General features: G+C 50.0%; 21 protein-coding genes. 6 read left to right on the top strand and 15 right to left on the bottom strand.

All coding sequences use genetic code 11. The features are described from left to right. Window positions 1-50: 50 nt before the first annotated feature. The 5 genes from N3Z11_RS08950 to sdhC all read right to left on the bottom strand — a co-directional run bounded on the left by N3Z11_RS08950 (window position 51) and on the right by sdhC (window position 6,225). The gene (locus tag N3Z11_RS08950; protein ID WP_260656826.1) at window positions 51-2,855 is read right to left on the bottom strand and encodes a 2-oxoglutarate dehydrogenase E1 component; all 2,805 of its coding nucleotides are present in this window, start codon (window positions 2,853-2,855) and stop codon (window positions 51-53) included. A gap of 149 nt (window positions 2,856-3,004) precedes the next feature. Continuing rightward, window positions 3,005-3,724, bottom strand: a complete 720-nt coding sequence (locus N3Z11_RS08945) for a succinate dehydrogenase iron-sulfur subunit (protein ID WP_260656825.1) — start codon at window positions 3,722-3,724, stop codon at window positions 3,005-3,007. 12 nt (window positions 3,725-3,736) lie between these two features. Beyond that, window positions 3,737-5,509 carry a succinate dehydrogenase flavoprotein subunit gene (gene sdhA / locus N3Z11_RS08940; protein ID WP_260656824.1) on the bottom strand — a complete coding sequence of 591 codons (1,773 nt, stop codon included), beginning with the start codon at window positions 5,507-5,509 and terminating at the stop codon, window positions 3,737-3,739. Beyond that, window positions 5,510-5,857, bottom strand: a complete 348-nt coding sequence (sdhD, locus tag N3Z11_RS08935) for a succinate dehydrogenase, hydrophobic membrane anchor protein (RefSeq protein ID WP_260656823.1) — start codon at window positions 5,855-5,857, stop codon at window positions 5,510-5,512. After that, the gene (gene sdhC / locus N3Z11_RS08930; RefSeq protein ID WP_260656822.1) at window positions 5,848-6,225 is read right to left on the bottom strand and encodes a succinate dehydrogenase, cytochrome b556 subunit; all 378 of its coding nucleotides are present in this window, start codon (window positions 6,223-6,225) and stop codon (window positions 5,848-5,850) included. The genes sdhD and sdhC overlap by 10 nt, the downstream gene beginning before the upstream one ends. Window positions 6,226-6,594: 369 nt before the next feature. On the opposite strand from sdhC, the gene gltA reads away from it, so the two are divergent. The 3 genes from gltA (at window position 6,595) to N3Z11_RS08915 (ending at window position 9,718) form a co-directional block, all read left to right on the top strand. Then, window positions 6,595-7,881, top strand: a complete 1,287-nt coding sequence (gene gltA, locus N3Z11_RS08925) for a citrate synthase (RefSeq protein WP_260656821.1) — start codon at window positions 6,595-6,597, stop codon at window positions 7,879-7,881. Window positions 7,882-8,057: 176 nt separating this feature from the next. Further along, a complete protein-coding gene (locus tag N3Z11_RS08920; protein WP_260656820.1) occupies window positions 8,058-9,269 on the top strand; it encodes an aminotransferase class V-fold PLP-dependent enzyme in 1,212 nt (403 codons plus the stop codon). Then, window positions 9,266-9,718 (top strand): SufE family protein, encoded by a 453-nt coding sequence (locus N3Z11_RS08915; protein WP_260656819.1) that lies wholly within the window; start codon window positions 9,266-9,268, stop codon window positions 9,716-9,718. Before N3Z11_RS08920 ends, N3Z11_RS08915 begins: the two co-directional genes overlap by 4 nt. A gap of 105 nt (window positions 9,719-9,823) precedes the next feature. Here the strand turns inward: N3Z11_RS08915 and tcdA are convergent, their stop codons facing one another. Genes tcdA through N3Z11_RS08880 form a run of 7 tightly spaced genes read right to left on the bottom strand, consistent with a single transcriptional unit; the run spans window position 9,824 to window position 17,570 of the window. Continuing rightward, window positions 9,824-10,657 carry a tRNA cyclic N6-threonylcarbamoyladenosine(37) synthase TcdA gene (gene tcdA / locus N3Z11_RS08910; RefSeq protein ID WP_260656818.1) on the bottom strand — a complete coding sequence of 278 codons (834 nt, stop codon included), beginning with the start codon at window positions 10,655-10,657 and terminating at the stop codon, window positions 9,824-9,826. 42 nt (window positions 10,658-10,699) lie between these two features. Continuing rightward, window positions 10,700-11,611, bottom strand: a complete 912-nt coding sequence (locus N3Z11_RS08905; RefSeq protein WP_260656817.1) for a pseudouridine synthase — start codon at window positions 11,609-11,611, stop codon at window positions 10,700-10,702. After that, window positions 11,608-12,363: a 3-deoxy-manno-octulosonate cytidylyltransferase gene (gene kdsB, locus N3Z11_RS08900; RefSeq protein WP_260656816.1), complete on the bottom strand. Its 756-nt coding sequence runs from the start codon at window positions 12,361-12,363 to the stop codon at window positions 11,608-11,610. Before kdsB ends, N3Z11_RS08905 begins: the two co-directional genes overlap by 4 nt. Beyond that, window positions 12,351-12,548: a Trm112 family protein gene (locus N3Z11_RS08895; RefSeq protein WP_260656815.1), complete on the bottom strand. Its 198-nt coding sequence runs from the start codon at window positions 12,546-12,548 to the stop codon at window positions 12,351-12,353. The genes kdsB and N3Z11_RS08895 overlap by 13 nt, the downstream gene beginning before the upstream one ends. Then, on the bottom strand, window positions 12,538-13,521 hold the full coding sequence (lpxK, locus tag N3Z11_RS08890; RefSeq protein WP_260656814.1) for a tetraacyldisaccharide 4'-kinase: 984 nt from the start codon (window positions 13,519-13,521) through the stop codon (window positions 12,538-12,540). Before lpxK ends, N3Z11_RS08895 begins: the two co-directional genes overlap by 11 nt. Next, window positions 13,518-15,266, bottom strand: coding sequence for a lipid A export permease/ATP-binding protein MsbA (gene msbA / locus N3Z11_RS08885; protein WP_260656813.1), 1,749 nt, complete (start codon window positions 15,264-15,266; stop codon window positions 13,518-13,520). The genes lpxK and msbA overlap by 4 nt, the downstream gene beginning before the upstream one ends. A 33-nt stretch (window positions 15,267-15,299) precedes the next feature. Further along, entirely contained in the window at window positions 15,300-17,570 is a 2,271-nt protein-coding gene (locus tag N3Z11_RS08880; RefSeq protein WP_260656812.1) for a DNA internalization-related competence protein ComEC/Rec2, read from the bottom strand. Window positions 17,571-17,670: 100 nt separating this feature from the next. Here N3Z11_RS08880 and N3Z11_RS08875 point away from each other — a divergent pair, with 100 nt between their 5' ends. Both N3Z11_RS08875 and N3Z11_RS08870 read left to right on the top strand, forming a co-directional pair. After that, window positions 17,671-18,153 (top strand): DUF2062 domain-containing protein, encoded by a 483-nt coding sequence (locus N3Z11_RS08875; RefSeq protein ID WP_260656811.1) that lies wholly within the window; start codon window positions 17,671-17,673, stop codon window positions 18,151-18,153. A 74-nt stretch (window positions 18,154-18,227) separates the two neighbouring features. After that, window positions 18,228-18,740: a DUF2062 domain-containing protein gene (locus N3Z11_RS08870; protein ID WP_260656810.1), complete on the top strand. Its 513-nt coding sequence runs from the start codon at window positions 18,228-18,230 to the stop codon at window positions 18,738-18,740. A gap of 137 nt (window positions 18,741-18,877) precedes the next feature. On the opposite strand, the gene N3Z11_RS08865 is transcribed toward N3Z11_RS08870, so the two are convergent. The 3 genes from N3Z11_RS08865 to N3Z11_RS08855 are packed head-to-tail and all read right to left on the bottom strand — an operon-like array spanning window position 18,878 to window position 22,034. Beyond that, on the bottom strand, window positions 18,878-20,140 hold the full coding sequence (locus N3Z11_RS08865; protein WP_260656809.1) for a lipoprotein-releasing ABC transporter permease subunit: 1,263 nt from the start codon (window positions 20,138-20,140) through the stop codon (window positions 18,878-18,880). 1 nt (window position 20,141) lies between these two features. Continuing rightward, a complete protein-coding gene (gene lolD / locus N3Z11_RS08860; RefSeq protein WP_260656808.1) occupies window positions 20,142-20,831 on the bottom strand; it encodes a lipoprotein-releasing ABC transporter ATP-binding protein LolD in 690 nt (229 codons plus the stop codon). A 3-nt stretch (window positions 20,832-20,834) separates the two neighbouring features. Then, a complete protein-coding gene (locus N3Z11_RS08855) occupies window positions 20,835-22,034 on the bottom strand; it encodes a lipoprotein-releasing ABC transporter permease subunit (RefSeq protein ID WP_260656807.1) in 1,200 nt (399 codons plus the stop codon). Window positions 22,035-22,127: 93 nt separating this feature from the next. On the opposite strand from N3Z11_RS08855, the gene N3Z11_RS08850 reads away from it, so the two are divergent. Beyond that, window positions 22,128-22,805: a PilZ domain-containing protein gene (locus tag N3Z11_RS08850; protein WP_260656806.1), complete on the top strand. Its 678-nt coding sequence runs from the start codon at window positions 22,128-22,130 to the stop codon at window positions 22,803-22,805. The last annotated feature ends 166 nt before the right edge of the window (window positions 22,806-22,971 follow it).

Below are 22,971 nucleotides of genomic sequence, written 5' to 3'. Positions count from 1 at the left end.
GTTCAATACCCAACATCCTCGACGATGATGGGTATTTAGGTTTTGTCTGTTTACCCCAGCGTCAGCGCGGCATTAACTAACGCCTGCTGCTGCTTGTTGTGTACCGATAAATAACCAACAGCTGGTGATGATGAAGCATCACGACCGGCGTAAGTTAATTTGGCGCCATTTGGAATAGCTGCCCAGAAATTATGCTGGCTGCAGTACCAGGCGCCCTGGTTTTGTGGTTCTTCCTGACACCAGACAAAATCGGTCACGTGCTGATATTGCGCCAATACTTTGGCCATCTCTTCCTGCGGGAATGGATACAACTGTTCCACACGCACAATAGCGATGTTGTTCAGGCCACGTTTGCGACGCTCTTCCAGCAGGTCGAAATATACTTTACCGCTACAGAACACCACACGTTTGACGTCTTTGGCATTGATATCATCAATTTCACCAATGACGTTGTGGAACTGACCTGACGCCAGCTCTTCCAACGTTGATGTGGCCAGCGGATGACGCAACAAGGATTTTGGTGACATCACAATCAGCGGACGGCGCATTGGGCGCACCATCTGACGGCGGATCATGTTAAACACCTGAGCTGGTGTGGTTGGCACCACCACCTGCATATTGTGATCAGCACAAAGTTGCAGGAAACGCTCTAAACGGGCTGAAGAGTGTTCAGGGCCCTGACCTTCATAACCGTGTGGCAGTAACAGTGTCAGACCACAGAGACGGCCCCACTTTTGTTCGCCTGAACTTAAGAACTGGTCAATCACTACCTGAGCACCGTTGGCGAAGTCACCAAACTGGCCTTCCCAAATCACTAAAGCGCGTGGTTCAGCTGTGGCATAACCATATTCAAAGGCAAGCACCGCTTCTTCAGATAAAGCAGAGTCGTATACCTGGAACGGGCCTTGTGTAGGGCTTAAGTGTTCCAGCGGTGTATAAGTGCTGGCGTCGTTCTGGTTGTGTAATACCGCATGACGGTGGAAGAAAGTACCACGGCCAGAGTCCTGACCAACAATACGGATACGGGCACCAGAACCCACTGTTGCAGCATAAGCCAGAATTTCGGCAAAGCCCCAGTCGATTTTTTTCTCGCCTTTGAGCATTAAAGCGCGGTCTTCATACACTTTGCCAACCTGACGTTGCAAGGTATGTTCGGCCGGTACCTGAATGGCTTTTTCACCCAGCGCAATTAAGTCGGCAACACTCATGCTGGCATCGTAAGCTGTAGTCCAGTCGTGACCTAAGAAAGGTGTCCAGTCAACAGCCACTTCACTCATTGGACGCCACTCTTCAACCACACAGTCGCCTTTGTCCAGCGCGTTGCGATAGTCGTCAACCATTGCCTGAACTTCAGCAGCGGTAAATAAACCGGCTTTGATCAGCTTGTCAGCGTAAATTTCACGTGGTGTCGGGTGTTTTTTGATCTTCTGGTACATCAGCGGCTGCGTTGCATTCGGCTCATCCGCTTCGTTGTGACCGTTACGACGGTAACACACCAGATCAATCACCACGTCACGCTTAAAGGTGTTGCGGTAATCCACTGCCAGCTGGGCTACAAAAACCACAGCTTCAGGGTCATCACCGTTCACATGGAAAATGGGCGCCTGCACCATTTTTGCGATGTCAGTACAATATTCGGTTGAACGCGTGTCTTCCGGATTAGAAGTGGTGAAACCCACCTGGTTGTTGATCACCAGACGGATAGAACCACCCACTTTAAAGGCGCGGGTTTGGGAAATGTTAAAGGTTTCAGCCACTACGCCCTGACCGGCAAAAGCTGAGTCACCGTGAATGGTAATTGGCAGCGCCAAAGAACCATCGGTACAACCACGACGATCCAGACGGGCACGCACTGAGCCCATCACCACAGGGTTAACAATTTCTAAATGCGAAGGGTTAAAGGCCAGCGCTAAATGCACATCACCGCCCTTGGTGGCAAAGTCAGACGAAAAACCCATATGGTATTTTACGTCGCCGGCACCAACCACTTCATATTTACCGGCAAACTCATCAAACAGCTTGCTTGGGTTTTTACCTAACACGTTAACTAAGGTATTTAAACGACCGCGGTGTGCCATACCAATAATACAGTCTTTAGCGCCCTGCTCACCGGCACGGTGGATCATCGCTTTGATCATCGGCACCATAGCGTCGCCGCCTTCCAGACCAAAACGTTTGGCACCCGGGAATTTGGCAGATAAATAACGCTCTAAACCGTCCGCGGCCACCAAACCTTTTAAGATCTGTGCTTTGGTCGCTTTGTCATAATTTGGCGTTGAACGCACCGACTCTAAACGTTGTTGGATCCAACGTTTTTCATCAGTGGAAACAATATGCATATATTCAGCACCGATAGAACCACAATAAGTAGTTTCCAGCGCTTTCACCAGTTCACCCAGTTTCATCGTTTCAGAGCCGGCAACAAAAGAGCCGACATTAAACTCGGTGTCAAAGTCATCCTGGCTTAAATCATGGAAAGATAATTCTAAATCGCGCACCCGTGGACGTTTCCACAGCTCCAGCGGATCCAGTTTGGCATGTTGGTGGCCACGGAAACGGAAAGCATTAATCAGTTGCAGAACCTTAACCTGACGGCTGTCACCGCCACCTGTTGCCACCACCACTTCGCGGTGTTTATTTTTGGCAAGTTCAGCAAACTGCTGACGGATCTCGGAATGCCGGGATTCCAGTTCTACACCATCAATTTTTGGTAATTTTGCGAAGAACTCGCGCCATTCATCACCAACACTGGTAGGTTCAGCTAAGTAGGATTCATAGAGTTCATCTACATAGGCCATGTTGCCACCGCCAAGATGAGAAGACTCCAACCACGCCTTCATTACACCTTCGTGCATTTACTTTCCCTTATCTCGAAGCACCTGGAAAAAAGTAGCAAAAAAATAGCCATGGAACAGGTTTGATGGCTATTTTTTCCTGGTTGGCGGTCACTGACTGAGCTGGCCGCCGTTCATTGTGTTACATCAGCTGTCAGAAAAGGGGCGCTTTACAGCGCCCGGTTTAATAACATCGATTTGATTTGACCAATGGCTTTGGTCGGGTTTAACCCTTTTGGACATACGTTGACACAGTTCATAATACCGTGGCAGCGGAATACGCTAAATGCATCGTCCAAATCGTTTAACCGTTGTTCTGTTGCTGTGTCACGGCTGTCCGCCAGGAAGCGGTATGCGTGTAACAAACCAGCCGGGCCGATGAACTTGTCAGGGTTCCACCAGAATGATGGGCACGACGTTGAACAGCAGGCACACAGAATACATTCGTATAAACCGTCGAGCTTGGCGCGCTCTTCCGGTGACTGCAGGTATTCACCGGCAGGTGGTAAATCGTCGTTGATTAAGTAAGGTTTTACTTTCTCGTACTGAGTGTAAAACTGAGACATATCAACCACTAAATCACGCACTACAGGTAAACCTGGCAGCGGACGGATCACCAACTTACCGCCTTTACCTTTGCCTAAGGCAGATAAAGGTGTGATACAAGCCAGACCATTTTTACCGTTCATGTTCAGACCATCTGAACCACAAACACCTTCACGGCAGCTGCGACGGAAAGATAAGGTTGGGTCTTGCTCTTTTAATTTCAACAGTGCGTCTAACACCATCATGTCGCGGCCTTCCGGATTATCCAGCACATAGTCCTGCATCCGTGGCGCTTTATCGACATCAGGGTTGTAACGGTAGATAGAGAATTCTAACTTCGTCATTCTGTATCCCTCTTAGTAAGTACGGGCTTTAGGTGGGAAAGCCGGACGGAACTTAGGTTCCATATTCACTTTCCGCTTAAACATAGACTCAGTGTCCGGTGAGTAGACGCTGTGGCATAACCAGTTGTCGTCATCACGGTCCGGGAAGTCAAAGCGAGCGTGGGCGCCACGGCTCTCAGTTCTGTAGTTGGCAGCAACTGCAGTTGAGAATGCGGTTTCCATCAGGTTGTCCAGTTCCAGACACTCGATACGCTGGGTGTTAAACTCAGCACTCTTGTCGTCCAGACGGGCATATTTCAGCCGCTCACGGATCACTTTTAACTGCTCTAAGCCTTCAGCCATTGCCTTACCTTCACGGAATACCGAGAAGTTCAGTTGCATACATTGCTGTAAGTCTTTTTTGATTTGCGCCGGATCTTCACCCTGGCCTGCTTTGCTATCTTCCCAACGTTGAGTACGGGCTAAAGCAGCTTGCAGATCGGAGTCAGAAGCGTCGCGGTATTCAGAAGTTGCAGCCAGTGCTTCGCCCAGGTGTAAACCTGTAGCGCGACCGAATACAACTAAGTCTAATAAGGAGTTACCACCTAAACGGTTGGCACCGTGTACAGATACACAGGCAATTTCACCACAGGCAAATAAACCTGGTACTACAGCCTCAGAGCCATCCGGTTTTGGATGAATCACCTGGCCATGTACGTTGGTAGGAATACCACCCATCATATAGTGACAGGTTGGGATCACCGGAATTGGCTCTTTTACCGGATCAACGTGAGCGAAAGTACGGGACAACTCACAGATACCAGGTAAACGGCTTTCTAAAACTTCTTCACCTAAGTGGTCCAGTTTCAACTTGATATGCGGGCCCCATGGACCATCACAACCACGGCCTTCACGGATTTCCGTCATCATAGAACGGGCAACCACGTCGCGGCCTGCCAAGTCTTTGGCGTTTGGTGCATAACGCTCCATAAAACGCTCGCCGTCTTTATTCAGCAGGTAACCACCTTCACCACGACAACCTTCGGTTACCAGTACACCGGCACCGGCAATACCTGTCGGGTGGAATTGCCACATTTCCATATCCTGCAGTGGCACACCGGCACGCAGCGCCATACCTACACCGTCACCGGTGTTAATGTGCGCGTTGGTGGTGGACGCAAAAATACGGCCTGCACCACCGGTAGCCAGCACTACAGCACGGGATTTGAAATAAACAATTTCGCCGCTTTCGATGTCAATGGCAGTACAACCAACCACAGCACCATCCTGGTTTTTCACCAGATCAAGGGCATACCACTCAGAGAAAACCTGAGTTTTGTTTTTTACGTTTTGCTGATACAGCAGGTGCAATAAAGCGTGACCGGTACGGTCTGCAGCAGCTGCAGTACGGGCGGCCTGTTCACCACCAAAATTCTTCGACTGACCACCAAAAGGACGCTGATACACACGGCCGTTTTCAAAACGGGAGAATGGTAAACCCATGTTCTCCAGTTCAGTGATGGCTTCAGGGCCGGTTTTACACATATATTCGATAGCATCCTGGTCACCGATATAGTCGGAACCTTTCACGGTATCAAACATGTGCCATTCCCAGTTGTCCGGGTGAGAGTTACCTAACGCGACAGTAATACCACCTTGCGCAGATACAGTGTGAGAACGGGTTGGGAACACTTTGGATAACAAAGCACAGGTTAAACCTGATTCAGTAATTTGCAGAGCAGCGCGCATACCTGCACCACCAGCGCCGATTACCACGGCATCAAATTCGCGAACTGGAATATTCAATTAAGCACCCCACAGAACAAACAGGCCAACAGCGACATAACCAAAAGCGATGGTGTACAGCACAAATTGCAGCACAGCACGTAATGTCGATGATTTTACATAGTCAGTCAGCACCTGCCACAGACCAATTTTGGTGTGAACAGCAATACAAACCAGTGCCAGTAAGGTGAAGGCTTTCACCAGAACATTAGAAAACAAGGCCTTCCAGCCTTCATAGGTAATTTCCGGGGTGCAAAGGAAATAACCAAGGATAAAAAAGGTGTACAGCGTTAAAATGACTGCTGTAGCGCGCAATGACACATAATCTTGTACGCCATCACGTTTTAACGATGCTTGATTCAGAACCATAACCAGACTCCAGCTAATACGGCCAATACAACCCACAGAGCTAAAGCAACTTTAGCGCTGAGTTTGCCCGACTCTAATTCTTCCCAATGGCCCATATCCATGATCAGGTGGCGCAAGCCGCCGACCAGGTGATAAATCAGCACTGTGATGGTACCCCAGGCAATGAACTTGGCGATAAAAGAAGTCATCACTTCTTTAACCAGTGCAAAACCCTCGGCAGAAGACAGAGATACAGCCCAAGCCCAGATCACGAAAATCAGCGCAAAAAACATTGCGACGCCGGTTACACGATGCAGGATGGATGCAGTTGCCGTTACCGGCATGGATATAGTGGTTAGATCAAGATTTACAGGTCTTTGCTTTTTCACAGTTTCTTGCCTATCGACGCCCTATTCTGAGCTTTGTTGTCATTATACGTTGCTGCATAAACAGTCAACACCCAATGGATATACAGGCTACAGCGTGGAGTGGTTCAGCCCAATTTTTTATCTATCGGTCGGTGAACTGATTCAGAACCCGCGACAGTATATATTTCACGAGTCGGGATTACAATTTATGTTTAATTTTGTTGAAGAAAATCCACCGCAGTCACGGTATCTCTTTTGACAGAATTGGCAATACGACTAGAGTCGAATACTTATTGTGCAGTTAAGCATTAAAATTGACTTTTATGCCCCAGTTGCGGGTAGAATAAGAATTCCTACCGGTTAAACCAATAACAACACAGGAGAAATCCAATGGCAGATAAAAAAGCTGTCGTGCATATCGAAGGCCTGGCGCCTATCGAACTGCCAATTTACTCGGGCACGGCAGGCACAGATGTGATCGACGTACGCGCCTTGGGTCAGCATGGTTACTTCACCTTCGATCCGGGCTTTATGTCCACAGGCTCTTGTGAATCAAAAATCACTTATATCGACGGCGACAACGGCGTGTTATTACACCGTGGTTACCCGATTGAGCAGCTGGCGGTGAAGTCGGACTATCTGGAAACCTGTTATTTGTTATTGGAAGGCGAGCTGCCAACCAAAGCTCAGTATGACAACTTCACTCACGTGATCACCCGTCACACTATGGTGCACGAAAAACTGGCGTCATTCTTCCAGGGTTTCCGCGTAGACGCGCACCCAATGGCGATGTTGTGTGGTGTGGTTGGCGCTATGTCGTCCTTTTACCACTCAGATTTAAACGTCAACGACCCTGAGCAACGTAAACGTTCTGCTCATCGTTTAATTGCCAAACTGCCGACTATTGCAGCCATGGCTTACAAATACACCATTGGTCAGCCTTTTGTGTATCCGCGTAACGACTTAAGCTACGCCGAAAACTTCCTGCATATGATGTTTTCTGTGCCAGCCGAAGAATACAAAGTCAGCCCTATCCTGGCTAAAGCCATGGATCGCATTTTTATGCTGCATGCAGACCATGAACAAAACGCTTCAACTTCAACAGTACGTTTAGCCGGTTCTTCAGGCGCAAACCCTTATGCCTGTATTGCTGCTGGTATTGCTTCTTTATGGGGCCCGGCTCATGGCGGCGCCAACGAAGCCTGTTTAGTGATGCTGCAGGAAATCGGCTCTGTTGACCGTATTCCTGAGTTTGTTGCCCGTGCTAAAGATAAAAACGACTCTTTCCGCCTGATGGGTTTTGGTCACCGTGTTTATAAAAACTTTGACCCACGCGCCAAAGTGATGCGCGAAACCTGCCACGAAGTGTTAAAAGAGCTGAATATCAAAGATCCACTGCTGGATGTAGCAATGGAGCTGGAGCGTATTGCGCTGTCAGACCCGTACTTCATTGAGAAGAAACTGTATCCGAACGTCGACTTCTACTCTGGCATTATCTTAAAAGCCATTGGCATTCCAACCAGCATGTTCACCGTGATTTTTGCGATGAGCCGTACTGTTGGCTGGATTTCGCACTGGGATGAAATGTTATCCGACAAAGGCCACAAAATCGGCCGTCCACGTCAGCTGTATACCGGTTATACCAGCCGTGATTTTGTCGATATTACCAAGCGTTAAGTTTGGTTTTTGGAAAAAGCGCCTGCGGGCGCTTTTTTTATGTCTGTGATTTTTTAAAGCTGTGTCGTCACATCATTGTGTCCGTTCTCAAAGCTCGTTATCCCCAGCAGCAAGCTTGCCGCATCAGGCAAAACAAGGCAAAATCCGCCTTTGCATAACGGCTTGTCAGGTGTGTTTTGAGTTTTGATGTAGAGGCCTTTCGCGCCGAATTTTCGTTTTTTCAACAGCATCCGGATTGGGTTTATCTGGACAGCGCCGCGACTATGCATAAACCTGATGCGGTGATCAAAGCTGAAGTTGAATTTTATCAACAGCATAACAGCAACGTCCATCGTGGCGCCCATCAGTTAAGCCAACAGGCAACCCGGTTATTTGAAAAGGCCCGCGACGCAGTCGCTTTAGCGCTCAATGTCAGACGCAGGGAAGAAATTATCTGGACCAGCGGCGCCACAGAGGCGCTTAATCTTGTGGCTGCCGGCCTGATGGGCACAGTGTTAGAACCGGGCGATCGCATTCTGTTAACCTGCCTTGAACATCACGCCAATATTGTGCCCTGGCAATTTTATTGTCAGCAGCACGGCGTGTTTATTGATGTAGTGCCACTGACGACTGAACTTGAGCTCGATATCGCAGTATTTCAACAGCTGCTTGAGCTTAAACCCAAAGTAGTGGCGATGGCTGAAGTGTCCAACGTACTTGGCACTATTGCGCCGATAGCGCAGCTGGTAAAACTGGCCAAAGCAGCTGGCGCTATTACTGTGATTGACGGTGCCCAGGGTATCGTCTGGCAGCGGCCGGATATGCAGGCACTGGATGCAGATTTTTACGTATTTTCCGGCCATAAACTGTACGGTCCTACCGGCATTGGTGTGCTGTACGGCCGTTACGAACTGCTTAACAACCTCAGGCCGCTGCGTTATGGCGGCGAAATGATAAAAGCAGTGAGTTTTGCCGGTACAACCTTAAACCAGCTGCCGTACCGTCTTGAAGCAGGCACGCCGAATATTGCCGGCGCCATCGGCCTTGCCGCTGCTTTTAACTGGTTAGCAGAGTTTGACAGCGCAGCTCTGAAATCACACAAACAACAACTTTTTCAGGCGCTTTATCAAGGCTGTAAGGCGATTTCAGGCATCACTCTGCTGTCTCCTGCCACACAAAACGCCGGCATTCTCTCGCTGAATATCAATGCTGAACATCCAACAGATGTAGCTGCGCTTTTGAATGAGCAAAAAATTGCGCTGCGCGCCGGTACCCACTGCGCTATGCCGCTGTTTCAGGCACTGCAACTGCCAGGCGCCGTGCGTTTATCGCTGGCAGCCTACAACAACGACCATGACATTCAGCGCACGCTGCAGGCACTTGAACAGACAGTGGAGTTATTACAATGACCGCCCATGAGCTTATTTTACAAAGTAAAGCGCCCTACACCGCCATTGCAGCGCAGGAACTGCCCGCCATTGCGGCAAGCAGCGACTGGCAAAACAAATACCGTATTTTGATGAATCTGGGTAAACAACTGCCGGTTTTCAGCAACGATCTTCAACGTGACGAGTTTTTAATTGCCGGCTGTGACAGCAAAGCCTGGTTATTACATCAATACGATGGCATCACACAAAAACATTATTGGGCCTTTGACAGTGAAGCCAGGGTGGTTAAAGGTTTGGTTGCACTGGCCATTTGCCAGTTAAACGGTTTGTCTAACAACGAGTTAGCGCAACTGGATTTCACGGTTTTGCTCAAGCCACTTGGTCTTTATCAGAATATCAGCCCGTCCAGACAAAGTGGTTTACAGGCTGTACTTGATAAAATGGCAAGTCAAATCAAGGCTACGGGCTAGCCCACAACAGCAAAAGCAGCAGCACGGCATCAGACTGTGCCCTGCCAATATTTTATTGGTTTTGTATTGCAGCTTTCGCTTTCAGGCCTAATTTTTTAGGCTTCGCTATTGTGCTTTGGCAGCCAAAGCTGCTTCTTTTGCCGCCAGGTTAGCTTTATCAGCCAGCTTTCTCAGCACTCTGGACACAGCGACAAAGGCAAAACTGGCGGTTACCACAGTCACAGCACCAAAACCACCACTGCAGTCGAGCCGCATGGCTGTTGGTTGTTCACCCGTCACTTCGGGTTTGGCCAAACAAACTGTGCCATCGGCTGCCGGATAAGTCAGCTGCTCGGTGGAATACACCGCATCAATACCAAAACGCCGTTTTACGTTGCGGCTGTATTTGTAGTCACGGCGCAGGTTATTGCGTACTTTGGCAAGCAGCGGATCATTGATGGTCTGACTTAAATCAGCCAGCTGAATTTGGGTTGGATCTGTCTGACCACCGGCGCCGCCTATGGTGACCAGCGGAATTTTATTGCGTTTACAATGGGCAATCAGCGCCGTTTTAGCTTTGATCGCATCAATGGCATCAATGACATAACTAAAATCTGTTGTCATTAATTCAAACATATTGTCGGCGGCAACAAAATCCGTCACCTGATGCACCACACAAGCTGGATTAATTTGCAAAATACGCTGTGCCATCACTGCCACTTTATCCTGCCCTATGGTCTCTGTGAGTGCATGCAGCTGACGATTGACGTTACTGATACAGATATCATCTAAATCAATTAAGGTAATTTCACCAATGCCTGAGCGCGCCAGCGCTTCTGCCGCCCAGCTGCCCACACCACCAATGCCAACCACACAAACATGGGCTTTGGCAAAAGCATCCAGCGCCTTGACACCATATAAACGGCCGATACCGGCAAAACGTAATAAATAATCTGACATCTGTTGTGTTTTACACCTTAAAAATTCGGCTTGTTGTTACGGTTAACCTTCATCCAGAGCGTTGTTTTCAGAACAACAATCCGGCTGACTGAATAAATGACTTTCTATGCCGGAGAGCTTTTTTACTGCCGGCATTTGATACTGTGGCCAGCTTAACCGCCAGGGTTTACCCCAAATTGCCAACTGCTGTTGCACGGCTTGGGTTAAAAAATACTGCCCGGCATCGGGCTTTTGCACAAATTGCCACTCGCTGCCGCCATCTTTAAAACACAAAGCATACGCATGCAGATACACCCGGTCGGCAGCAACGGCCTGGTACAACTCGTCACCTAATATGGGCGCAGACACCGACTTGAGCGCCACCCTGATTTGATGGGTTTTGCCGCTAAAGGGTTTAATCAGATAGAGCCGGAGTCCGGCTGGCAAGGCATTAGCCTGTTCGTTTAGCTCTTGAGTTTCAGCAACTTTGCTCTGAGCAGCATCAAAACCTGCTGAGATAAAATAACTGACCGCCGGATTCTGCTGACTACTGAGCAGTTTATAAGCACCACGCCGCGCCGGCGCCATATCGCCTTTCACCCAGCCTTGTTTTTTTTGTGCTTTACCGGCGCTAAGCGCCAGATAAAATTTCTGAATTTGCTGCTGTTGAAATAACGCAGATAAGCGGGCCGCCACTTTTGCAGTTTTGGCAAATAAAATCAGCCCTGAAGTGACTTTATCCAACCGGTGCACCGGGTAAAGTGCAAAGCCCAGCGCTTGTTCGGCCTGCACCACCAAACCCGCGCCCTGCTCTGAGTGAAAGCTGACGCCGGGTGCTTTATTCAGCACCACAAAATCATCATGGTTAAACACCAGGGTAAAAGCAGGCGCAGCCTCTGCTGTGCTATGCGCGGCTGCGTTATGCGTGGCTGCGTTATTGGCTGCAGTCACAAAGGGGGCTGAATTTCCTGTCACGCCAAAAGCTCTTTTGCATGCAAATTGGCATGAGCCAAATCAGCCGGAGTGTCCACGCCAACAGGCGGCACTGCGCTTGCTTGTGCGACATGGATGGCTTCGCCCTGCCACAACACCCTCAGCTGTTCCAGGCATTCAATCTGCTCCAGCTCTGACACAGGCCAGCGCACATAATCCTGAATAAAACCAGCGCGATAAGCATAAATACCAATATGGCGGCGGTAAATTTGTGCCGTTTTAGCGCTGTAGGCACCATCACGGTCAAAAGGCATCACACTGCGGCTGAAATACAGCGCATAACCGTTTTTATCTGTGACCACTTTCACCACATTGGGGTTATCCACTTCGTGCTGCGCACTGATGGGCACCGACAAAGTGGCCATCCGCGCTTTTGTTTGCTGCGCCAGATTGGTCGCGACCTGATGGATAATTTCTGGCGGAATAAAGGGCTCATCGCCCTGCACATTCACCACCACAGTATCCGGGCTCAGTTGCAGTAACTCCACCACTTCGGCCAAACGTTCAGTGCCTGAATTATGACTCTCGCGGGTCATCAGCACTTCTGCGCCAAAAGCACGGGCAACGTCCGCCACCTGCGGATGATCAGTGGCAATCACCACTTTGGCGGCGCCACTTTGCTGCGCCTGTTGCCATACCCACTGGACCATCGGTTTACCGCCGATATCGGCCAGTGGTTTGCCCGGTAATCTGCTACTGGCAAAACGCGCCGGGATCACCACTACAAAAGCCATGGTTCCACCTCTGCGGCACTGAGTTCGCGGCTTTCTGAACTTAATAACACCGGAATATCCTGTTTGATCGGATAAGCCAGCCGGTCAAAGGTGCAAATCAGCTGCTGATTGGTTTTGTCCAGCTTCAGTCTGCCTTTACATAAAGGACAGGCAATAATGTCTAACAATGCAATATTAAAGGCCATAACGACTCCACAGCTGTGATAGTTTGGCGGCAAGCAAATCCTGCGCTGCCTGAGGGACACGGGCACTCACCGGTAAATAAAACCAATCGGTTTTGGCAAAAGGCCGGCATTTCACCGCATCTTTTTCCGTCATTAATAAGGGTCCGGTAAGATCTGCCAGATCATCAGCGCTAAAGGCATGATGATCGGGAAAAAAATGTGCTTTGTCAGTGTGATAACCCATTTGTGCGGCACTTCGGGTAAAACGGCGCGGATTACCGATACCACTTACCAGGGTCACTTGAGCACCTGGCAAAAGTTTCTGTTGTTCATCCAGCAAAGCCCTGGCCTGTGCTGGCTGCAACTCAAAAGTATAAGGAGTGTGGCTGTTGGGCAAAGCGTTTGACAACACCAGATCTGCGTTCTTTAACCGCCAGGCACCTTCGCGTAAAGGCCCGGCCGGCAATAACAAGCCATTGCCCAAACCACGGCTGCCGTCCAGCAGAATAATTTCTAAGTCACGATAAAGCGCATAATGCTGCAGGCCATCATCCGACACAATAATGTTGCAGTCAGTTTGCGCCAGCAAATAATGTGCTGCCGCCACTCTGTCGGGGCATACCACCACAGGGCAGCTGCTTCTGCTCGCCAGTAAATAAGGTTCATCCCCCACAGTGGACGGATTGTCATGTTGTACATCCACCAGCTTTGGCGCTTTAATTGTGACGCCATAACCGCGGCTGACAATACCGGGTTTCCAGCCCTTTTGGCGCAGGTAGTCACACAACCACAAAGTCACCGGCGTTTTGCCGGTACCTCCCACCGAAATATTACCAACCACCACCACTGGCACCGGCAATTTACTGGTTTTGAGCACACCGGTTTTAAACAGCTGACGGCGAAGCGCGCTAATCAGCGCAAACAGCACACTCAAAGGCCATAACAACCAGCTCCAGCCATAAGGCTGATACCAGCTGCGCTCTAGTGCTGTCATGCACTTTCTCCAAACTGCATTTTATACAGGCTGGCGTAATAGCCATTTTGTGCCAGAAGTTCACTGTGATTACCACGCTCCACAATCTGGCCCTGATCCATCACCAGAATCAGATCGGCATTTTCGATGGTGGATAACCGGTGCGCGATTACCAGATTGGTGCGGTTTTTCAGTAATTCATCCAGCGCCGCCTGAATTTTGCGCTCCGACTCGGTATCCAAAGCCGAAGTGGCTTCATCCAGCACCAGTACAGGTGACTGGCGCAATAAAGCACGGGCAATGGCAATACGCTGGCGCTGACCACCGGATAAAGTCACGCCATTTTCGCCAATTTCAGTGTCCAGCCCTTTGGGCATCTGACCGGCAAACTCCATCACATGCGCTTTTTCCGCCACGTCCAGTAAACGTTCTTTCGTTAATTCACCCTGAAAACCGTAAGCAATGTTATTGGCGATAGTGTCGTTAAACAGCACTACATGCTGCGACACCACCGCTATCTGGCGGCGCAACGAATCTAAAGTGCAGTCTTTGGTGTTGATGCCATCGAGCAGAATTTCACCTTGCTCGACTTCATAAAAACGCGGCAACAAACTGGAAATAGTGGTTTTGCCACTGCCGGAGCGGCCAACCAGCGCCACCGTCTGGCCTGCGGTCACACTGAAATTGATGTCTTTGAGCACCTGTTTGTCATGGCCAGGATAGTTAAAACTCAGGTGGCGAAACTCAATATTGCCCTGCACTCTGTCCAGCACCTTGGTTCCGGTGTCGCGCTCCGGCGTTTCATCCAGCACAGAAAACACTGTCGCCGCTGCCGCCATGCCTTTTTGGAAATCACTGTTGACCGTGGTGAGCTGTTTTAACGGTTTTAATAGCAGCATCATCGAAGTGATAATTTCGGTAAACATGCCAGGCGTTAAGGTATCGAGCATTTCCGGAAAGCTGGCCAGATAAATCACAAAAGCCAGCGCAAAAGAGGCGATCACCTGAATCACCGACACACTGAGCGCCCGGGTGGCCTCCAGTTTCACATCCAGCCGGCGGTTGGAGTTATTCACTTCTTCAAAACGTTTGGCTTCTAAGCTTTTGCCGCCAAAAGATAAAATAACTTTATGGCCGTTCAGCATCTGCTCGGCACTGGACGTCACCTGCCCCATGGCACCTTGCATATTGTTACTGATCTGACGAAAACGGCGCGACACATGCGACACAATCAGCGCTATCACAGGGGCTATCACCAGAAAAATCGCCGATAACTGCCAGCTGTTATAAAACATCAAAGCCAGCAGACCGATGACAAAAGCACCTTCGTGGATCAGCACCACCAGCGCTTTACTGGACGCTTGTTTAATTTGTTCGGCATCGTAGGTAATACGGGAAATCAGCTCGCCGGTGGAGTGCTGATCATGGTAACTGACAGGTAAAGCCAGCATTTTTTCGAACAGCTGCTGGCGTAAGTCTTTGACTATATGGGTACCCGACCAATTCAGACAATAACTGGCAATAAAATGAAACACACCGCGCAATAAAAACAGCACTATTACGGCTACAGGTGCCAGCGCCAGATAATCCATATCCCGCTGCGTAATACCACGGTCAATAAACTGGTCAAATTGTGACAGGAAAAATACATCAACTGAGGCATAACCAATCATGCCCAAAATGGCGACCAAAAAGCCAAACCGATAATGTTTTAAATAACCAAGCAGACGCCGGAAGGTCGAAGCAGAGCTCTGATGAGTAGACAAAATAACATCCTGACAATGAAAGACAATTGCATTCTACCTTGTTGTTGCAGCGGTTTCAGCACCAAAGGGTAGATTTTCCAGCCATTTTACCAGCCTTGCTGGCCTGACGGCCCGAAGCTCTAACTGTTCTTTGCTAAAACGAAGCTGCATTGCGCCCATGTCGGCGCTGTTATAAAGCGGAACCTGTAATAACGACAACCGGGCTTGCACTTCTTTTGATGGATGCTGATAAGGGTTGGCAAAACCGGCACTGTTAAGGGCAAGCCTGGGTGCAAGCTGCTGTAAAAACCTCAACTGATTGGAGCTTTTGCTGCCATGGTGGGAAAGCAGCAGCACATCGGTACCAAGAAAAGGGTTGAGGGCCAGTAGTTGCTGCTCTATGGCGCTACTGATATCGCCGGTCAGCAGCACTGACCAGCCCTCAATTTCCAGCTTCAGTACACAGGACTGGTCATTTTTTACATCAGATACCGCGGGCCCGGGCGGCCACAGCACCTGCAGTGAAAACTGCTGCCACACAGCTGGCAGCTGCCGGCAATTGAGTTCAGGCATAACTGCACCCACGTCTGTCACCAGCCTGGCGCCTGGATAAGCGCGGCGTAATAACGCCAGATGTCCGCTGTGGTCACTGTCATTGTGGCTGAGGATCAGATAATCCAGCTGCCGCACGCCCTGATAGCGTAAATATGGCAGTACCGCTGCTTCAGTGGCACTGTAACTGCCATAACGCGGGCCAAAATCATACAGCAAGCCATGCTCGCCCTGCTGCAATAAAAGGGCTGTGCCCTGCCCGACATCTATCAGATGCAGCTGCGCTGGTGGTTTGAGGTTGGTGGTGAATAACAAAGGCAAAGACAACACCATCAACAGCGGCAGGCTGCGGCGTCTTTCCGGTAACAACAATAACAACAGAGCGGCCATCAACAGCAAGGTGAATACAACTCCTGATTGCGGCACAGTCCACCACCAGTTCGCTTCTGCACAATAATATAACCAAAGCAGCAAAGGTTGCAGCAGCCCATCAACCAGCTGCCATAACAGGGTGAGTGGCCAGGGGCTGAAAGACTGTAAAAAAAACACCAGCAACAACAGCGGGATCACCAGCACGCTGCACCAGGGCACAAACAGCAGGTTCGACAACAAAGAAAGCGGCGCTATGCCCTGAAAAAACAATAAGCCAAGCGGCAGCATCAATAAGGAAAAAATCAGCTGGTAGCGCAAAAAACCCAGCAACATGGAGCGCATGCCTTTTGCCGGCGGATAACGCCAGCCCAGATAAAACACCAGCGCCACCGCCAGCACCGACAGCCAGAAGCTTAAACTTAACAACCAGAATGGTTGCAGCAATAACAACAGTGCCGCCACCAGCAGACAAAACTGACGACCGGAACTGCGCCGCCAGCATAATTTCAGCAACACCAAAAGCACCAGCGCCAGTAAAGCACGTACTGTCGGCACCGCATAACCGGCCATGGCACTATAAAGCCAGGCTGCCATGAGCGCTGTGCCAAGCGCCAGGCTAAAACGCCACCACCAGCGCTTCGTCAGCAATGCCCAGCCATGCTGACTCAGCAACACCCAACCAAACACCAGCGCTATATGCATACCGGAGATTGAAATCAGATGACCAAGACCTGTGGCCTGCAGCCCAAGCCATAACTCATCGCTAAAAGGCCGCTCGCCCAGCGTCAGCGCCAGCATCAACGCCTTGCTTTGAAAATCGCCAAGCGCAACATCCAGCTGATTAAACAGCTGCTGGCGCAAAGTAATGTCGGCACCGAGTAACTTCAGTTCCGCCAATGCATCCGAAGATTGCACCGTTGCCTGCGCCACCAGGCCTGATACCAGAGCCTGAGCTTCGGCCCAGCCGCTTCCAGGGTTAGCTAAACCTCTGATCACTTTAAGTTTTACCGGAAGCTGCCAATGCTGACCTTGCTGTAGCTTCACCGGTGCCTGAAACCAGCGCACCAGCAGTAAAGCGCCAGCACCAGGCTGTGCTTTATCCTTTACAGTTTCACTGAGCTGTAATATAAACCTGCTGCCACCGTCATAGTGCTGTGGAATACTGACAACAGTTCCGGCCACTATTGTGCTATGCTGCGCCAGCACCTGCTGACTGGTCGTGCTGTACTGCTGCAGCTGGATACTCAGACTGGTAAGAAAAAGGCACAGGCCGGCCCCAAACCAGCAACGAAGCGGGATGCAAATGAATAACAGGCTCAAGGGCCAGTACCAGTCAGGGATTGCAGGTAACAACAAAGTAATAAGGCTTCCTGCCAGGATCCCAACACAGCATGATTCCATCTTCATAGTTGGTAACTAATTTGGTAACAAAGTTGTAATGGCTAAAAACTTTATAAAAAAATACTTACCAGATCCGGACTCGATCAAAAATCATCAATCGATGCAGATTTTTGGCAAGCTGCTGCACGACGGTAATTTATGGCACCTGCACCGCCGCTCAGCACGGGGAGCCTTTGCCGCTGGTTTATTTGCCGCCCTGATGCCAATGCCGGGCCAAACAGTGCTGGCTGCCGCACTGGCCATCTTATTCCGGGTGAATATCCCTATTGCCGTGGCGCTGTGCTGGGTAACCAACCCCTTTACTATGGCACCAATTTTTTACATCTGTTACAACATTGGAACATTTGTACTGGGTCAACCGCCGCACGACATTCATTTTGAAGTGACCACCGAATGGCTGATTGAAAGTATCAATACTGTCGGCAAACCTTTTTTGATTGGCAGTCTGATTTTTGCAGCTTTTGTCTCAGCCTTGTCCTGGTTCACTATTGATACGTTGTGGCGCCTCGGTGTGGCCAGAGCCTGGCGTAAAAGAGCTGAACAGCGTTTAGGAAAAAGCGCAGATAAAACAGATAAATCCTGAAGACCTAACCAAAGCAGGCCAGGCGCCTGCTTGTATGAACATCCACTGCAGCATTGCAGTTAAAGAGCCTGTTGATGGCAAAACCCTGGTATAAATCTTTTATTCCCGACAGCAGCACACTGCAGCAACATCCGTCACTACAGCGATTTGGCCCGGCGTTGCAACATCCATCGTTATGGCAGTTGTCCAGACGTTCAGCCCGCGCTGCCGTTGCTGTGGGTTTATTCTGCGCCATGCTGCCTATTCCGGTACAGATGTTATTAGCGGCGTTTTTAGCCATTTGGCTGCGCGGCCATCTGCCGCTCACTATTGCGCTGGTGTGGCTGAATAACCCCATTACCATAGCGCCAATTTTTTATGCAGGTTACAAGCTTGGCAGCTGGATGCTGGGGACCAGCCCCAAAGACATTCAATTTGAACTCAGTACAGAATGGTTATGGACACAGCTGGCCGACATTGGCCTGCCACTGTTGCTTGGTAGTGTCAGTCTGGGCTTATTGCTTGGATTAACGGGCGCATTGCTGCTGGATTTTTGCTGGCGTTTAGGTTTAAAAAGGCGCTGGGCGGCAAGAGCCCGCAGACATTAAGCCAAAGCCGATAGCTATGAAACAAAGCGCACAGTCATGAAATCATCATGGCAAAGCAAGTCTGACGAGTCTTTTGTTGCGGTTGATGGTTCAGACCTATTGCCGGGAATCAACTGCCGGCGTCCCCGCCGGCATGGTTAACGTTGCCCCAATACCCGGGCAGGATCGACATAAGCAGCACGCGATGCCGGATATAAAGTGGCAATCAGGCTTAACAACAAGGCGATACCAACAGTCAACAGAACATCCTGTGCATGCAGCTCGGAGGGCAGATAATCAATAAAATAAATGGTCGGGTCCAAGAGCTGTAAACCAAACAACTTTCCGGCCACAGCGTAGATGTGTTCAATTTGCCAGGCCAGAACCAGACCAACCAAAGCGCCCACCAGCGTACCTTTGACGCCATTAAGCCAGCCCAACCACATAAAAGCGCGCACTATCACCCCGGGCTCAGTGCCCATAGTCAGCAAAATGGCAATGTCACTTTCTTTTTCCCGCACCGCCATCACCAAAGTGGCCACTATATTAAAACAGGCCACAGCGATGACCAGCGCCAGCACCAGATACAAAATGCTGCGGACCATCTGAATGTCCTGATACAAGTGGCCCTGAGTGCGAAACCAATCGAGCATATAGACATAATCTTCAGCCTGATTGCCAAGCTCACGCGCTATATTACCGGCCTGAAAAATATCCTGAATTTTAAAAGCAAATCCTTCCACTTGCCCGGGCGATAAGCTTAACCATTCGCCCAGTGCATCCAGGTCCACCCAGACTTGTTGATAATCCAGCTGGCCGCCGATACCGGCAATGGCCACCACTTCCAAACTGACGTTTTTCTGACTGGCGAGCTCGCCTTGTTCAGATAACTGCGGCAACATCAGCTGCACTGTGTCACCCACTTTGGCTGACAGTTCAGTGGCAATACCCTGCCCCAGCACTATCTGACTGGCGCCAAGCCGACTGAACTCGCCTTGCTGAATAAAATCGCCGAGCCGGCTGATGCCATGTTCAAATTGCGGATGAATACCGCGCACCGAGGCAGCTTTTACTTTGCTGCCCAAACGCAACATGCCGTCGGACTGAATAAAAGGCGCTCCCGCCGCCACACCCGGTGTTTTGACCAGTTGTTGCAGCTTGGGTTGCCAGTGACTGATAGGCTTATCCACCGCCAGCAATTCCACATGCGGGATCACCGACAATAATTTGTTTTTCAGCGCCGCTTCAAAGCCATTCATTACCGACAAAGCCAAAATCAGAATGGCCACACCAAGGCCTATGCCCCAGGTGGAAGACGCCGAAATAAAACGGATAAAAGCGCTGCTGTTGCGGGTATGGCGATAACGGCGCGCCAGTTGCCAGGACAAACTTGCGGTGAAAATAGGAAGTTTGTGCAACATACTAAAGACTCAGAACTTTTGTTTGCGGCTCACCCAAACGGCCATCCTGCATAAAAAGCTGCCGGTCTAACCTGCTTGCCAGTTGCTGATCGTGCGTCACCACCACAAAGCTGGTGCCAAGCTCCTGATTCAGCTCACGCATCAGCTGATAAATGCTTTCTGCAGTTTGATGATCCAGATTACCGGTCGGCTCGTCGGCCAGCACCAGCGCAGGTTTGCCCACCATAGCCCGGGCAATAGCCACCCTTTGCCGTTCACCACCGCTAAGCTCACCCGGTCTGTGACTGGTTCTGTGCCCAAGCCCCACCCGTACCAGCATTTGTTCGGCCTGGCTTTTGGCATTTTTACTGTTTTCACCACGAATAAGCAGCGGCATCATCACGTTTTCAACAGCGGTAAAATCCATCAGCAGATGGTGAAACTGATAAATAAAGCCAAGCTGCTGATTACGAAGTTTGGCTTTTTCTGCCGAAGATAACGTGGCGACATTCTGATTGGCCAGCCACAATTCGCCGCTGTCGGGCTGATCTAAAGTGCCGAGAATATGTAATAAAGTACTTTTACCCGAGCCTGAGCTGCCAACAATGGCCAGCATCTGATGGCTTGGCAGCGACAAATTCACCTGATGCAGCACTGGTGTGACATGAGCACCGTCACGGTAACTTTTACAAATATCAATACAACGCAACATCAGTTATTCATCCCGTAAAATTTCGGCAGGTTCAATTTGCACCGCACGCCAGGCCGGATAAATCACCGCCAGCGCCGTTAACGCTAAAGCCGACAATACAATAAAAAGCAGCTGCAGTGGCTGTAAGTCAATAGGCAAGGCCATGCCAGGCAACAGCTGCAGGCCAAGCAACGCCATCAAAGGATTTAACTGCCAGCACAGCAATACACCCACCAGAGCACCGGCAAAAGCGCCAACCACACCATGGCTCATGCCCTGCACTGCAAACACCAGAAACAGCTGGCTGTTGGTCATGCCCTGGGTTTTTAAAATGGCGACTTCCCGCTGTTTGTCGGTCACCATCATCACCAGCGCTGACACTATATTAAAAGCCGCCACTGCCACTATCAGCAGCAACATCAGCCACATCATGGCTTTTTCCATCGCCACAGCGGAAAACAACTTGCCATGGCTCACCCGCCAGTCCACCACCTGAGTAACGCCCGGTAGCGCCGCCAGTTTTGGCGCTATCGCCACTGAGCTAAAAGCATCACTTAAGCTGATGCGCCACTCGAGCTCAGGTTTAGGGGCCAGCTTTTGTAAATCGCCCAAAAGCACCACAGCCACCACTTTGTCCACTTCAGAGCCACTGTTAAAAATACCGGCCACAGTAAAAACCCGTTGCCGTGGCATCCAGCCCATCGGCGTATAACTGCCACCCGATGGCAATAACAGCCGTACTTTCTGCCCCACCTGCACCCGCAGTTTGTCTGCAAGAGCTGCACCTAACATCACCTGATAACGGCTCTGGCCAAAATCCTGCCAGTCGCCAATTTGTAATGAATCTTTTAAAAATTGCGGTAAAGCATCGACCGACACCCCTTGTAATAAGGCACCGCTTAATTGTTTACTGGATTGGATCAGGGCTTCAGACTGGGCAAAGGGACTGACCTGCAGCACCCGTTCATCCTGAGCTTGTAACAGTTCTGGCCAGGACTCCGGCTTTGTTTTGTCGGTTGACACCACCAGATGCGGCAGTACACCCAGAATACGTTTTTTCAGCTCACCTTCAAAACCGTTCATCACCGAGCTCACCAGCGTCAGCGCCATCACCCCTAAAAAGATCCCGGTGACTGAAAACAACGTAATAAAAGATAAAAAGGCATGACCTTTGCGGCTTTGGCTATAACGTAAACCAATAAAAAGTGGGATTGGTAGCTGCATCCTTTTCTCAGGACTTCATTGAATGATAATGATAAAGTAGCGGGATCATAGAGATAAACAGTGGCGCTTACAAGCCACCTGCCGAGGTTAAAGATGGACAAGGCCCAACTTGAGCAGCTGCGTGTGCAATACCACGACTATTTTTCGATAGAGCAGTCGGTGCTGGCCAATATCAGGCCACTGTCACAGTCACTGCCAGACGAACAGGAATTTTTGCAGATGATCCCCGAGCCTTTTTTAATGGCCAGTGAACAGGCGGTGTTGGATCGTTCAGCACTCAAAGCACTGTCTAAGCTTGGGGAGCTGGCTGAAGAACTGGCGGCTTACCTCAAAACCCAGGCAAAAAAACTCGATATGATGATGCGTTACGTGCTGATGCAACAAGACGATGCCAACTACCGTCAGCATACTCATAGTTTTGGCGGTTCTGCGCTGAATTTTATATCCACAGCACCGCTGCCGGAAGGTCAGACGCTGGAAGTGAAATTGTTTTTAACTGGCGCTGATGGTGCAGTGTATTTCCTGGCAACTGTGCTTGAAAACGAAGTTTATCAATCTGCAGAACCGGATATTGAGGTTTCGGCCATTGCGGCACAGCACCAGCCGTCAGCAACACAATCGCCGGCTTATCTGGTACGGGCAGCGGTCAGCCGTATTCGGGATGAAGACAGAGAAGTGTTGGTACGCGCCACTTTGCATGAACAATCCAGGCAGTTAAAGCGCAAAGCACAAGAACGGGAACAACAACGCACTCTGGAAGGAAAGCGTTAATTGTCGCCGTATGCTCTGCCTGTCGCAAGGACGCAGCAGGATGCCCTGCTTTTTTCCCTACCACATCAGGCAGGCTGCAAGGGGTTATTCACAGATAGGATTGCAGCTGAAACTGCAGTGCTCACTTTTCCAAACTATCAGCGGCAAGGCATTAATTGCCTTGCTC

Origin of the sequence: Rheinheimera sp. 4Y26 (genome assembly GCF_025245835.1) — a bacterium.
In the GTDB taxonomy this organism is placed as follows: domain Bacteria; phylum Pseudomonadota; class Gammaproteobacteria; order Enterobacterales; family Alteromonadaceae; genus Pararheinheimera.
This window is presented reverse-complemented; position numbering and strand designations above follow the sequence as displayed.